14 protein-coding genes are annotated in these 13,081 nt (G+C 68.9%); 4 read left to right on the top strand and 10 right to left on the bottom strand.

Annotation, left to right across the window (positions count from 1 at the left end):
• Positions 1 to 20: 20 nt before the first annotated feature.
• Positions 21 to 1,655, bottom strand: a complete 1,635-nt coding sequence (locus VF522_RS15485) for a GMC family oxidoreductase (RefSeq protein WP_330909185.1) — start codon at positions 1,653 to 1,655, stop codon at positions 21 to 23.
• Positions 1,652 to 2,107, bottom strand: coding sequence for a sugar dehydrogenase complex small subunit (locus tag VF522_RS15480; protein ID WP_330909184.1), 456 nt, complete (start codon positions 2,105 to 2,107; stop codon positions 1,652 to 1,654). Before VF522_RS15480 ends, VF522_RS15485 begins: the two co-directional genes overlap by 4 nt.
• A 161-nt stretch (positions 2,108 to 2,268) precedes the next feature.
• Here VF522_RS15480 and VF522_RS15475 point away from each other — a divergent pair, with 161 nt between their 5' ends.
• On the top strand, positions 2,269 to 3,657 hold the full coding sequence (locus VF522_RS15475) for an FAD-containing oxidoreductase (RefSeq protein ID WP_330909183.1): 1,389 nt from the start codon (positions 2,269 to 2,271) through the stop codon (positions 3,655 to 3,657).
• A 14-nt stretch (positions 3,658 to 3,671) separates the two neighbouring features.
• On the opposite strand, the gene VF522_RS15470 is transcribed toward VF522_RS15475, so the two are convergent.
• Positions 3,672 to 4,043: a hypothetical protein gene (locus VF522_RS15470; protein ID WP_330909182.1), complete on the bottom strand. Its 372-nt coding sequence runs from the start codon at positions 4,041 to 4,043 to the stop codon at positions 3,672 to 3,674.
• Between the two features lie 211 nt (positions 4,044 to 4,254).
• Between VF522_RS15470 and VF522_RS15465 the strand changes: the two genes are divergently transcribed.
• Positions 4,255 to 5,163 carry an amino acid ABC transporter substrate-binding protein gene (locus VF522_RS15465; RefSeq protein ID WP_330909181.1) on the top strand — a complete coding sequence of 303 codons (909 nt, stop codon included), beginning with the start codon at positions 4,255 to 4,257 and terminating at the stop codon, positions 5,161 to 5,163.
• A gap of 24 nt (positions 5,164 to 5,187) precedes the next feature.
• Here the strand turns inward: VF522_RS15465 and VF522_RS15460 are convergent, their stop codons facing one another.
• The 4 genes from VF522_RS15460 to VF522_RS15445 are packed head-to-tail and all read right to left on the bottom strand — an operon-like array spanning position 5,188 to position 8,692.
• Positions 5,188 to 5,637, bottom strand: a complete 450-nt coding sequence (locus VF522_RS15460; RefSeq protein ID WP_330909180.1) for a nuclear transport factor 2 family protein — start codon at positions 5,635 to 5,637, stop codon at positions 5,188 to 5,190.
• Between the two features lies 1 nt (position 5,638).
• On the bottom strand, positions 5,639 to 6,469 hold the full coding sequence (locus VF522_RS15455; RefSeq protein ID WP_330909179.1) for a ribonuclease activity regulator RraA: 831 nt from the start codon (positions 6,467 to 6,469) through the stop codon (positions 5,639 to 5,641).
• An 11-nt stretch (positions 6,470 to 6,480) separates the two neighbouring features.
• Positions 6,481 to 7,671 (bottom strand): L-talarate/galactarate dehydratase, encoded by a 1,191-nt coding sequence (locus tag VF522_RS15450; RefSeq protein ID WP_330909178.1) that lies wholly within the window; start codon positions 7,669 to 7,671, stop codon positions 6,481 to 6,483.
• A gap of 16 nt (positions 7,672 to 7,687) precedes the next feature.
• Complete coding sequence (locus VF522_RS15445; protein ID WP_330909177.1) at positions 7,688 to 8,692, bottom strand: tripartite tricarboxylate transporter substrate binding protein; 1,005 nt, start codon at positions 8,690 to 8,692, stop codon at positions 7,688 to 7,690.
• A 55-nt stretch (positions 8,693 to 8,747) separates the two neighbouring features.
• Between VF522_RS15445 and VF522_RS15440 the strand changes: the two genes are divergently transcribed.
• A complete protein-coding gene (locus tag VF522_RS15440) occupies positions 8,748 to 9,746 on the top strand; it encodes a LacI family DNA-binding transcriptional regulator (RefSeq protein ID WP_330909176.1) in 999 nt (332 codons plus the stop codon).
• 314 nt (positions 9,747 to 10,060) lie between these two features.
• On the opposite strand, the gene VF522_RS15435 is transcribed toward VF522_RS15440, so the two are convergent.
• The 3 genes from VF522_RS15435 to VF522_RS15425 all read right to left on the bottom strand — a co-directional run bounded on the left by VF522_RS15435 (position 10,061) and on the right by VF522_RS15425 (position 12,473).
• On the bottom strand, positions 10,061 to 10,525 hold the full coding sequence (locus VF522_RS15435) for a helix-turn-helix domain-containing protein (protein WP_330909175.1): 465 nt from the start codon (positions 10,523 to 10,525) through the stop codon (positions 10,061 to 10,063).
• 380 nt (positions 10,526 to 10,905) lie between these two features.
• Positions 10,906 to 11,952, bottom strand: coding sequence for an isopenicillin N synthase family dioxygenase (locus tag VF522_RS15430; protein WP_330909174.1), 1,047 nt, complete (start codon positions 11,950 to 11,952; stop codon positions 10,906 to 10,908).
• A 14-nt stretch (positions 11,953 to 11,966) separates the two neighbouring features.
• A complete protein-coding gene (locus VF522_RS15425) occupies positions 11,967 to 12,473 on the bottom strand; it encodes a hypothetical protein (protein ID WP_330909173.1) in 507 nt (168 codons plus the stop codon).
• 109 nt (positions 12,474 to 12,582) lie between these two features.
• Between VF522_RS15425 and VF522_RS15420 the strand changes: the two genes are divergently transcribed.
• Complete coding sequence (locus VF522_RS15420) at positions 12,583 to 13,011, top strand: helix-turn-helix domain-containing protein (protein WP_330909172.1); 429 nt, start codon at positions 12,583 to 12,585, stop codon at positions 13,009 to 13,011.
• Positions 13,012 to 13,081: the final 70 nt, after the last annotated feature.

The raw sequence follows: 13,081 nt of genomic DNA, 5'->3' as shown, positions 1-13,081 counted from the left end.
CGCGGCGATGCCAGCCTCCGTCACACCACCGCAGGGAACTTCGCCAGGTCCCGCTGCACGACGGCTTCGGTGCGGAGCGCCAGCGCCGCCAGCGTCAACGTCGGGTTCGCCGTGCCGACCGTCGGGAACACCGAACTGCCGACGATGAACAGGTTCGAGACGTCATGGGCGCGGCCATCGCCGTCCACGACCGACGTCGCCCCGTCGCGGCCCATCTTGGTGGTGCCCATGACGTGCCCGGCGCCGAACGCGATGTCGGAGTGGTTGCGCGACGTCGCCTGCAACTGTTCGAAGAGCCTTTCGTGCACCACCTTCGCATCGGCCATGCCGGCGCGCGCGTACGGCCCGACCGAGAACGAGATGCGCGGGCGCGGAATCCCGATCGCATCCCTGTGGTCGAAGTCGGGCACGATCCGGTTGTCCGGGTTCGGCAACTGCTCCGTCAGCGACGCGAACCGGATTTCCTTGGACACGTGATCGCGCCACCGCTGCGCGAGCGCATCGCCGCCCTCCAGAAGCTGGACGAACGGGCCCTGCGTGAACTCGAAGGTGGGATCGCCGATGGGGAAGCGCCAGCCGTCATTTCCCACTTCGACGCGGAACGCCGACCTCGCGTTGCGCGTGGCGGCCTGCCGGGTGGATTCGATGCCCGACGTCGACAGCGGACCGCGCTGCGGAAACACCGGTTCGCGCGAGAGCGCCCACGACAACTGGATCGGATGGTCCATCAGGTTGCGGCCGACCAGGCGCGACGAATTCGCGATGCCCCGCCCGCCGCCCGCCATCAGCAGGATCTTCGGCGTCTCGATCGCGTTCGCGGCCAGCACCACCGCGCGCGCGAGCACGGTGTCCTCCGTGCGATCCGGCCGGCGGAACACGACACCGGCCGCCGTGCCGTTCGCATTGAGCAGGACGTCGAAGACGACCGCGTTCGGGATGACCGTGGCGCGTGCGTCCGTCGCCTGCTTCAGGTGCACGAGCGCGTCGTACTTCGCGCCGATCGGGCAGATCGGGATGCAGTTGGAGTTGCCGACGCACCGGGGCCGGTCGTTGAACGTCTCGGTATTGCGCGCCTGCGGCGTCGAGAGCACGGCGAAGCCGGCACGGCGTGCGGCGGCGGCCACGACCGAATCGAGGAAGGAGGTCGGCACCGGGGGCATCGGGAAGCCCGCCGAGCGCGGCGAGCCTTGATCGTTGCCGCCGTCGCCCGCCACGCCCATTTCACGCTCGGCGCGCACGTACCACGGCTCCAGGTCGGTGTAGCTGATCGGCCAGTCGGCGCCGACGCCGAACAGCGTGCGCATCTGGAAGTCGGACGGCAGCAGGCGCGGACACGAGCCGAGCCAATGCCACGTCGTGCCCCCCACGATGCGCTCGTAGGTCGAGCCGAACGGCTCCGGCCCTTCCTGGATGAAGTAGCCGGTGCCGGGAACGCCGATCTCCAGCACGGAGGGACGCGGCGCGTGCGCGGCGTTCGGGTAGGGCGACTCGGGCACCTTCGCCGGTGCGGCGCGGAACACCCCCACGGCCGCTTCGCGGTCGATGGACGGCCCGGCTTCGAGAATGACCACGCGCACGCCGGCGCGCGCGAGCTTCGCTCCCACGAGCGCTCCGGCCACGCCGGAGCCGACGATGACGATATCGGTGCGGATCATGGTCTGCGGCTCCATTCCCCGAAGCCGATCTTCACGGTCGGAGGCTTCGTCCTGTTGGGTTCCAGGGTGAGCCATGCCAGCGCTTCGATGTAGTCGGCCGTCCTGCCGTTGACCAGCCCGGAGTACCAGAACGTCAGGATCTGTTGCGTCGTCAGTGCGTTCTGCGGATCGTTCAGCGCACCGGAGCGGAGCACGTCGTTGAAGGTGCGCGGCCTGTTCGGCTGCCGCACGGTGGCGTTCACGAGTTTCAGCAGGGCCGCCGCGTCCAGCGCGGCCTGGTACTGCGCGCCCACCTGGTCGCGCAGCGAGAACGCGTTGTCGGTCAGGATGTCCGACAACTCCATGAACTCGTCCAGCGTAACCGGCCCGGATTGGCCCAGCACGATCGTCGGCGCAACCAGCAGCACGGCACTGCCGGCGACCCCGATGAGCACCTGACGTCTGGTGATCATTTCGGATCCTCTCAACGCGTCTTCGCCAGGGACTCCTGGCCGTTTTCGATCCGCAAATATAGGTCGCGCGGAGTGGATGGGATAAAGAGCCGGTGGCTTCATGGGTATAAGCTCCCGAGCCAGGCGCCGGTGGCGCCGATCGACAGACAGGTGGCTTCGACATGGTCCAGGAGAACTTCGACGCGATCGTGATCGGCGCGGGCCAGGCCGGCCCGTCGCTCGCGGCCCGTTGCGGCGAGGCCGGCCTGCGAGTGGCGTTCATCGAGCGGCACCTCCTGGGCGGCACGTGCGTCAACACCGGCTGCTTTCCCACCAAGACCCTGGTGGCCAGCGCCCGCGCGGTGCACCTCGCGCGGCGCGGCGAGGAGTTCGGCTTCGAAACCGGCCCCGTGCGCGTGGACATGCGGCGCGTGAAGGCGCGCATGGACGGCGTCGTCGCGGCCGCCCGCTCCGGCCTGGAAGACTGGGTGCGGGGCATGAAGGGCGTGGAGTGGATCACCGGCCACGCCTGCTTCACGGCCCCGCGCACGGTGCGCGTCGGCGAGCGCGAGCTGAAGGCGGACAGGATCTTCATCAACGTGGGCGCGCGCGCGGCACGGCCGCCGCTGAATGGAATCGACAACGTGTCCACGCTGGACAACGCGTCGGTGCTGCAACTGCAGGAGGTGCCGCGGCACCTCGTCATCGTGGGCGGCAGCTACATCGGCCTGGAGTTCGCGCAGTTGATGCGACGCTTCGGTGCCGAAGTGAGCGTCGTCGAACGATCGCCGCGACTGCTGCCGCGCGAGGACACCGATGTCGCCGCCGAAGTGCAGGCGATCCTGGAGCGCGAAGGCGTGCGCTTCCACCTCGGCGCCGAATGCATCGCGTTCGCGCCGGGAGAAGCCGCGGTCCGCGTGCGCGCGCATTGCGGGCCGCAGGACGTGTGGCTGGAAGGCAGCCACGTGCTGCTCGCGATGGGCCGCACGCCCAACACCGGCGACCTCGGGCTCGAAGCGGCCGGCATCCGCGCCGACGCGCGCGGCTTCATCGAAGTCGACGACCAGTGCCGCACCAGCGCCGAGGGCGTGTGGGCCGTCGGCGAATGCAATGGCCGCGGCGCCTTCACGCACACGGCGTGGGACGACCACGAGATCGTCGCCGCCAACGTGCTGCGTGGCGAGACGCGCAGCCTGCGCGACCGGGTTCCCTGCTACGCCCTCTTCATCGACCCGCCCCTCGGCCGCGCCGGCATGAACGAAGAGCAAGTGCGGGCCACGGGCCGCCCGGCACTCGTGGGCAAGCGGGCCATGCGGCGCGTGGGAAGGGCCAAGGAATCGGGCGAGACGCAGGGTTTCATGAAGGTGCTGGTGGACGCGCAGACGCGGCGCATCCTCGGCGCCTCGCTCCTGGGCCTGGCCGGCGATGAAGTGGTGCACGTGCTGCTCGACGCGATCGTCCACGGCACCACGGCGACCGCGCTGGCCAGGACGATGCACATCCACCCGACGGTGGCGGAGTTGATCCCGACGCTCCTGCAGGAGCTGCAGCCGCTCGAAGAAGGCGCTTGAGCTGGCGCGCGGCCTCAGCGCTCGAGAGGCACGGTTTCCGTCAGCCAGGCCGCGGCTTCTTCGGGATCGTCGAACTCGCGGGCGGGCACGTTGCGATGCCTGGCCACCTCGAGCACGATGCCGTGGGACTTGCCGGCGGGAATGAGCACGGCGAGCCGCTCCAGCGCGGGCATTTCGCCGTACAGGGTCGACAGGACGTCGAGGCCGTCGGCCCGGGCGAAGACCGGAGCGAAGGTCATCATGTCGAGGAGGACACGGCGCGAGGAAGTCCGTCGCAGCAGTTCGGCGCAGAACGCCGCGCCTGCGCAAGTCTCGTGGACTCCAGCGGGGCCGGCCACCAGGAAGCGCAGGTAACCGGGTCCAGGTTCGGTGCTGATCGTGAACATCGCCCCCTCCTTGGATTCGATGATCGTAGCGAGAAGGCAGTGTCAGTGAAAAGGCCCCGTCAGCCCGCCTAAAGAGCGCCTTGGTTTCCTGCGTTCGATCGACACGGCCCCGAACCTGACGGCGGCATTGGAGAGTCCTAGGGTTTACCCTAGACTTCGCCTCCCCTGGGGGCACCCCCGGGGATCCTCCCTCCACTCCCTAGCTGTACCCATGTCCCGCTCCTGCTTCCGGACGCTGCCGCTCGCCGCGTGCGCCTCGCTCGTCTTCGCTTCTTCCGCCTTCGCCCAGGCCCCGGCCGACACGCTGGCGCGCATCAAGGAAACCGGTGCGATCACGCTGGGGGTGCGGGAGGCCGCGCGGCCGTTCTCGTACGTGAACGAGCAGAAGCAGCCGGTGGGCTACTCGGTCGACCTGTGCCTCGCCGCGGTCGACGAGATCAAGCGCACGCTCAAGCTGCCCGAGGTGAAGGTGAGCTACAAGGTGGTCGCCGGTCCCGAGCGCATCCCCAAGCTCGAAAGCGGCGAGATCGACCTCGAGTGCGGATCGACCACCAACACCAAGGCCCGCCAGGAGAAGGTGGCCTTCAGCTACACGATCTTCGTGGCCGGCATCCGCGTGCTCGTGCCCAAGGGCACGAAGGTCGACACCGTGAAGGACCTGGGCGGCCTGCCGGTGGCCCTGAGCAAGGGCACCACGTCCGAGAAGCTCTTCACGCAGCTCAATGCCAGCGAGGTGAAGATGCAGCTGACGACTTTCGCGAGCAACGGCGAGGCCTACAAGGCCCTGAAGGAAGGCAAGGTGCGCGCCTTCCCGCAGGACGATTCGCTGCTCCTGGGCATGGCTTCGCACGACAACGCGCTGGACCGGCTGGACCTGAGCAGCGCGCAGCTGTCGGTGGAACCGTACGCCATCATGATGCGCAAGGGCGACACCGCCCTGGGCGCCGCGGTGGACCGCGCGCTGTCGCGGCTCTACGCCAGCCGCGACATCGACGCGATGTACCGCAAGTGGTTCACCACCGACCGCATGAACATCCAGATGAACCGCCTCACGCGGGACAGCTTCACCCGCCCGAACAAGGAGTCGGGTGTGGCGATGCTTCTGGGCTATTCGCTCTGAAGCGCGCTCGCGGGGCGAGGGGCGTCACTCGCTTTTCAGGTGATACCCGCGCCCCCCGTAATCGAACGCGACCAGTTCGTTGATCTTCACCGTCCTGTCGGCAGGCGCCGCGTAGTAGGCGCGGATCTCCGCGATCTTTCCCGTCTCGGGGTCGAAGCGGTACCACTCGTCCCCACGGAGCGCCGTGCCGCTCTTGTTCTTCCAGTGGGTCCATTCGATCACGGCTTCGGGGCTGTCGTGGCTCACCAGGATCTTCTCGATGGTCCACTGCGAGCCGAGCTCCTCGACGCACCAGATCCACTTCTTCGCGATCGTGTCCGCGCCGCGCCACGGGATCTCCGGCAGGCCGGACGGGAAGTAGTGCACCGCGTCGGGCGTGAAGCAGTCGATGAGCGCCTGGTAGTCGGCGTCGTTGCAGGCCTGGAAATAGCGGCGGATCAGCGCCGCGTGGTCGGCGGGAGTGAACTTCGCCATCTCAGCTCCCGTGCATGGTGGTGGCGGGGCCTTTCGGCGCGATCGCGGGACTTCCCGCTGCCAGCCACGCCTGGTACTCGGCGCGCGTCTGCTCGCTTGGCGGATAGACACCCCACAGCGCTTCGCCGGCCTGCACGCGCATCGCCAGGTAGGCCTCGATGCCGTCGCGCTTCTCGCACAGGTCCGCCATTTCTTCGGCCCACTGCGCCGGGATGATGGTGATGTTGTCGCCGTCGCCGTGCACCACGTCGCCCGGATAGACCGCGATGCCCGCGCAGCCGATCGGCACGTTCAGGTCCGCCACGTGGTGGTAGGACAGGCGCGTGGTGTTGGTGACGCCGGTGCACCAGACCGGAAAGTCCATGCTGGCGAGCTCGACTCCGTCGCGGAAGCTGCCGTCGGTGACCACGCCGCGGGCGCCGCGCATCATCATTCGCGTGATCAGCATGTTGCCCATCGAGGCGGCGCGGCCGTCGCGGTTGCTGTCGATCACCAGCACGTCGCCGGGCTGCAGCTGCTCCACGCCCACCCATTGCAGGTGGTCGTGGTGCGGCTTCGTGACGAGGTTGCCGTAGGTGTCGATGTCCTCGCGCGCCGGGATGAAGCGCATGGTGTAGGCGCGGCCGGCGAAGGGCTTCACCTTCCTGTTCAGCGGCGTGATCCCATGCAGCACCGGCTGGCGGATGCCCTTGATGTACAGCTGCGTCGTGAGCGAGCCCGCGGTGCAGCGCGCCAGGCGCGCCAGCACTTCGTCGGACACGTGCGGCTGCGCCGGCCGCTTCGGGATGTCGCTGGCCGGCAGCGGCGCCGGCTCGTTGAAGAATTGCGTCATGCGCGGCTCCTTCACGGACGCTTGCCGAACTCGGCCTTCTCGGCGCGCCAGGCGATCGCCTGCTCCGACAGCGAGAAGCCCAGGCCCGGGCGGTCCGGCACGTGCATGCGGCCGTTCTTCAGCTGCAGCTGCTCGTTGAACATCGGGCCCAGCCACTCGAAGTGCTCCAGCCACGGCTCGATGCCGTAGGCCGCGGCCAGGTGCAGGTGGATCTCCATCGCGAAGTGCGGTGCCAGCTTGCGGTGCTTGAACTCGCCCAGCGCCATGATCTTCAGGAAGGGCGTGATGCCGCCCACGCGCGGCGCGTCGGGCTGGATGAAGTCGGTGCCGGCCATGATCAGCTGCGCGTGCTCGTCGAAGCTGGTGAGCATCTCGCCGGTGGCGATGGCGGTGTCGAAGCGCTCGGCCAGCAGGCCGTGGCCCTCGAAGTCGTGCGCGTCCAGCGGCTCCTCGATCCAGGTGAGGTCGAAGTCCTCGAACTGGCGGCAGGCGCGCGTGGCCTTCTGGCGGTCCCACTGCTGGTTGGCGTCCACCATCAGCGGGAAGCCTTCGCCGAGCAGCTTGCGCACCTCGCCCACGCGCTTGACGTCGATCGCCAGGTCGGGCTGGCCCACCTTGATCTTGATGCCGCCGATGCCGCTCTCGCGTGAGGTCGCCACGTTCTTCAGCACCTGCGGCAGCTCGGTGTGCAGGTAGCCGCCGGAGGTGTTGTAGCACTGCACCGAGTCGCGCTGCGCGCCGAGCAGCTTGGCCAGCGGCAGCTTCGCGCGCTTGGCCTTCAGGTCCCACAGCGCGATGTCGAAGGGCGCGATCGCCTGCGTGGTGAGACCCGCGCGGCCCATGGACGCGCCGGCCCAGGTCAGCTTGGTGAAGATCTTCTGGATGTCGTTGGGATCCTCGCCGATGAGGTTGGGCGCGAGTTCCTTGGCGTGCGCGTACATGCCGGGACCGCCGGCGCGCTTGGAGTAGCCGAAGCCGATGCCTTCATGGCCGTCGCGGGTGCGGATCTCCGCGAAGATGAAGGCGATCTCGGTCAGCGGCTTCTGCACGCCGGTGAGCACCTTGGCGTCGCTCACCGGGGTGGCGAGCGGCAGGTAGACCAGCGACAGCTGCACCCACTCGATGCGGTCGGCGCTGTCGGCCGCGGTGCGCGTATCGGACGCGACCTTGGCGTAGGAAACGATGTTGGATTCGACGGCCATTTCAGGCGCTCCTTGTTTATTCGGGTTTGAGGCCGGAGGTCTGGATGACCTTGGTCCAGCGGTTGATTTCTTCCTGCACGAACTTCGTGAAGTCGGCGGAGCGGGATGCCACCACCACGAAGCCGTTGGCCTCGAGCTTCTGGCGCGCGGCGGGTTCGTTGAAGCCCTTGACCATCGCGGCCTCGAGCTTGTCGACGATCTCCCTGGGCGTGCCCTTGGGGGCGGACAGGCCGGTCCAGGACACGGCGGAGAAGTCGGGGTAGCCGGATTCGGCGATCGTCGGCACGTCGGGGTAGAGCGGGTTGCGCTTGGCGCTGGTGACGGCCAGCGCGCGCAGCTTGCCCGCCTTCACGTGCGGCAGCACGGCGTCCTGGTTGGTGAACATCAGGGGGATCTGCCCGGCCAGCACGTCGGTGAGCGCCGGGGCGCCGCCCTTGTAGGCGATGCCGACCATGTGCAGCCCGGCCACCTGCTTCAGGTATTCGGTGGTGAGGTGGCCCGAGGAGGCCGTGACCTGGCCGTAGTCGACCTTGCCGGGATGCGACTTGGCGTAGGCGACGAACTCCTTGAAGTTCCTGGCCGGGAAGGCGGGATTCACCACCAGCACGTTCGGGCCGGCGGCCAACTGCGAGATGTGCACGAAGTCGCGCATCGAGTCGTAGTTCGGCTTGGGCGAGGAGAAGCCGTGGATCACGGCGTTGCTCCCGATCCCCGACAAGAGCAGCGTGTAGCCGTCGGGCGTGGACTTGGCCGCCAGCTCGGTGCCGATGGCGCCGCCGGCGCCGGCCTTGTTCTCCACCACGAAGGGCTGCTTGAGCTGCTTCGACAGCTCCTCCGCGATGGCGCGGCCCATGATGTCGCTGGTGCCGCCCGCGGGGAAGGGCACGATGATCTTCACGGGGCGGTTCGGGTAGTCCGACTGCGCGACGGCGGCCATGGGGCCGGCGAGCAGGCCCAGGGCGAGGGCGGCAATCAATTGGCGTTTCTGCACGGGTTGTCTCCTGGATGAAAGCGCTTTCATGATAGCGTGAAAGCGCTTTCACAAAACAATACACCTGCGCGACAATAGGGAAATCATGAAATCGAGAGCTACCGTCCGCATGTCCGATGTCGCCGAGGCCGCCGGCGTGGCGCTGGCCACCGTCTCGCGCGCGCTCAACGAACCGGACAAGGTGGCGCCGGAGACGCGGGCGCAGGTCGAGGCAGCGGTGCGCAAGCTGGGTTACGTGCCCGATCGCACGGCCAGCGCCCTGGCGTCCTCGCGCTCGCGGATGGTCGGGGCGATCGTGCCGACGCTCGCCAACGTGTGGTTCGCCGAGACCATGGAAGGACTGGCCGCCGAACTCGGGCGCGCCGGCTACCAGCTGATGCTGGCGCAATCCAGCTACGTGCCGCGGGCCGAAGCCGGCCTGATCGACGCCTTCCTCGGACGCCGCGTCGACGCGCTGGTGCTCACCGGCTCGCTGCGCGACGCGGCCGCGCGCGCGCGGCTCAAGCGCATGGGGCTGCCGGTCGTCGAGACCTGGGACCTGCCGGCCAAGCCCGTGGACATGGCGGTCGGCTTTTCCAACGAGCAGGTGGGTGCGGAGGTCGCGCGGCGGCTGCTGCAGGCCGGCAAGCGCAGGATCGCCTTCCTCGGCGCCGACGAACAGCGCTCGCAGATGCGCCGGGAAGGACTCGAACGCGAACTGCAGGCGGCGGGATCGTCACTGGCCGCCGCGGAATACGTGGCGCCGCCGTCGTCGATCGCGCTCGGCCGCGAGCTGATGGCCCGGCTCGCCGCAAAGCATCCCGACGTCGATGCCGTCTTCTGCGGCAACGACTTCATCGCCATCGGCGCGATGATGTGGGCGCGGGCGCAGGGCTGGGACATCCCCGGCCGGCTCGCCGTCGTCGGCTTCTCCGACCTGCCGATCGCCGAGGCGACCTGGCCCGCGCTCACGACGGTGAAGGTGCGCGGGGGCGACATGGGCCGCCGCGCCGGCGAGATGCTCCTCGCGCGACTGCGTGGCGAGGCGCCGCCGCACAAGGTGCTGGACATCGGATTCGAATTCGTGGAGCGCTCGACGCTTTGACGCCGCCGCGCTTCACACGCACACCCGAAAGGAGCGACCATGGCACAAGCCCGCAAGGCGAGCGAAGGTCTCGCCGGATTCGCGCCCAAGCTGACGGAGCAGACGCTCTTCGGCGACATCTGGCACCGCGTGCGAGGCCGCTTTGTGCCGCGTCAAGTAGGGTGGGCAAGCTTCGCTTGCCCACCATGCGGCGTGCGATGGAACGGTGGGCAAGCGAAGCTTGTCCACCCTACGAGGCTACGAAGGACCGGCGGCCTTCGGCGCGATCGGCAGCGCGCCGGAGCTGTTCGACAAGCAACAGTGAGTTCGACGCTCTAGCCGCAGCAGCCGCCAGATCGCACCGGCCGCGGCGCGTCCTGGCCCAGGTCCTTCAGGATCGTGCACTTCGCCGCCGGCCCGCCGACGCACTCGTCGTTGCAGGCGCTGACGAAAGCGGCGAGGCTGCGTTCCAGCTCGCGCAGTTCGGCCAGCTTCGCCCGCACGGCATCGAGCTGCACCTGCGCGATGTCGCGCGCCTCCACGCAATCCTTGTCGTGGCGCGAGGACAGCGACACCAGCGCGCGCGTGTCCTCGATGGAAAATCCGAAATCCCGGCAGCGCCGGATCAGCGTGAGCAGGTCCTGCGCGTCGGGCGGGTACACGCGGTGACCGCTGGGCCGGCGCAGGGCGGGCGGCAGCAGTCCCACCTCCTCGTAGTAACGGATCGCGGAGACGTTCAGGCCGGTGCGCTGCGCCAGCGCGCCGATCGTCCACTGGCCGGAAGGTTCGACGTTTTTCAATCAGGGGCCTCTTGCATCTCAAGCCACTTGAGGTTCTAGAGTCAGTGTACGGGAATGGACCCGCACTTCACTGGAGATCGTCGACATGAAAAAACCGGTACTGGCCACCCTGGGTGTGGCGGGCGCCTGCGCCGCCTGCTGCGCATTTCCCCTGGCCATGCCATTGCTCGGAGGGCTGTCCGTCGCGGGGCTTTCGTCCATCGCGTGGGATCAGTTCGGTGTTTCCGGCGCGATGCTCGCGGCGGGCTCGGGCCTCGCGGCCGCGGGACTCCTGGCCATCGGACTCCGCGCCCGACGCCGCCGCGCTGCCGCTTGCGGGACTGCTGCGTCCGGGCCTTCGTGCAGTGTCGGCACCGCACCCGGCGGCTGCGGCTGCGCGCCTACTCGCGCGGGCTCAACGCATCCCTGAGCTGCGGGAACACCTTGCCGACCTTCGCCGTCACGTAATCGCCGTAAGTCCCCTGGAAGGACTGCAGGTTGGCACCGTCCCAGCGCCGCCCGCTGTCGTCCTGCCCGGGGCCCGCGCCCGGCACGGGCTGGATCACGGTGTCGAAATCGGGATCGAAGAACAAGGGGATCGAGAGCCGGTCGCGGCCGCTGGTGTTGATCGCCACGCGGTGCGGCACCGAGCGGTAGCGGCCGCCGGTCATGCGATCGAGCATGTCGCCGATGTTGCAGACGAAGGTGCCCGGCACGGGCGGCGCATCGACCCAGCCGGCATCGGTCTTCACCTGCAGGCCGCCGACGTCGTCCTGCCACAGCATGGTGAGCAGGCCGTAGTCGGTGTGCTCGCCGACGCCCCATTGCGCCGCCACGTCCTGCGGTGCGGGCCGCGTCGGGTAGTTGAACAGGCGCAGCAGCAGCAGCGGATCGGCCGTGCCGTGCTCGGCGAAGTAGTGCTCCGGCAGCCCGAGGCCCAGCGCGCAGCCGCGCATCAAGGCCTGCCCGAGCGCGGACAGCGCATCCATGTAGGCCAGCACGGTCTCGCGGAAGCCCGGTAGGGTGGGCAAGCTCGCTTGCCCACCGTTTCCCCGGGGCAAATCGGGCCAGAGATTGGGCCCGTGCAGGATCGTGCCGGCGCGCACGCGCGGATGGTCCGCGCCCAGTTCGCTGCCCAGGTACAGGCCTTCCTTCCAGTCGGGCCGGCCGGAAGTGAGTTCGCCGCCCGCCGGGAAGTAGCCGCGCCAGGCCAGCCCTCCGGCCGACATCGGGATGCGCATCTTGTGCGCTTCGTCCTGCGCGAAGAAGGCGCGCGCCAGCGCGACCAGGCGCTCGACGAGGGCAGGGTCCACGCCGTGGCCGGCGGCATAGAAGAAGCCCCACTCGCGCGCGGCCGCGTCGATGCCGCGGGCCGCCGCCAGCTTCCGCGCCTGCGGAGCCGCAGGGTCGACGAGTGCGGCGACGTCGACGAGGGGAGGCTGTGCCATGGCGTGTGTGCCCTTCACTGCTTCAACACTTCGTACGTTCCGCGGCGCACCCCCTCCAGGTTCACGCCTTCGACACGCACCAGCCGCGTGGGGCCGGAGCGGCTGGGCGCGTGCACCTCGCCTTCGTTGTACACGTGGACGTCGCCGGGCCGCATGGCGTAGGTGTGCGACTTGCGCACCTTGCCGCGCACGCCGGGGGCGGGCGGTTCCACCACGTCGAATTCGGTCATCACCGTCTCGCCTTCGGCTTGGCCGTAGATCGCCCACGACGGCCCGTGGTCGTGCGGACCGCCGTCGCGCGCGTCGTGGTACTCGTGGGCGAGCAGGCAGAAGCCGAGCTCCGGGTCCTGGTAGATGACCTTGCGCTCCGGCACCTGGCCGGCGAACTGCTCGCGCACGAACGCGGGGTCGCGCAGCGCCTGCGCGAGCAGGGCAGCCACCTTCTCGCGGCCGGCGGGCGTGTTGTCGGAGGCGAGGATCCGGCGGGATTCGCCGGCGAGGAAGTCGAGGGTGATGTGCATGCAGTGGGGCTCCAGCAGGACGATGGATAAAGCCTTCTTGCTTCGAGGTCAAGCGAGGCCATGGCAGGATAGGACTTCAAGTCGACTTGAAGTCAAGGGATGAGCGGCCATGGACATCGCGGAAGTCGCCAGGCGTTCCGGGGTGGCAGCGTCCACGCTGCGCTTCTACGAGGAGAAGGGCCTGATCGCCTCGGTCGGCCGGGAGGGCCTGCGCCGCCGCTTCGCCCCGGACGTGCTGGACCAGCTGGCGCTGATCGCCCTGGGGCAGGCCTCCGGCTTCTCGCTCGACGAGATCCGCGGGCTGTTCTCGCCTGCGGGAAAGCCGGACATCGACCGGCAGATGCTGCGGGAGAAGGCTGATGCGATCGACGCGACGATTCGGCGGTTGCAGGCGATGAGGGAGGGATTGCGGCATGCGGCGGAGTGTCCGGCGAAGAGCCATGCGGAATGTCCGACGTTTCAGAGGTTGCTGAAGGCGGCGGCGGCGGGGGTGCTGCAAAGGCGAGGGGGGCGGTGGAAGTACTACGTTGGTTCCTGAATTGCGCACCGCATTCTCGGCAGAAGCAGGTATACGCGCGCGGCGGCCCGGAAGTCTCGTCGGCTGGCGG

Source organism: Ramlibacter sp. (assembly GCF_036383835.1).
Taxonomy (GTDB): Bacteria; Pseudomonadota; Gammaproteobacteria; order Burkholderiales; family Burkholderiaceae_C; genus Ramlibacter.
Note: the sequence above shows the minus strand (reverse complement) of the source record. Positions and strands in the feature narration are given on the sequence as shown.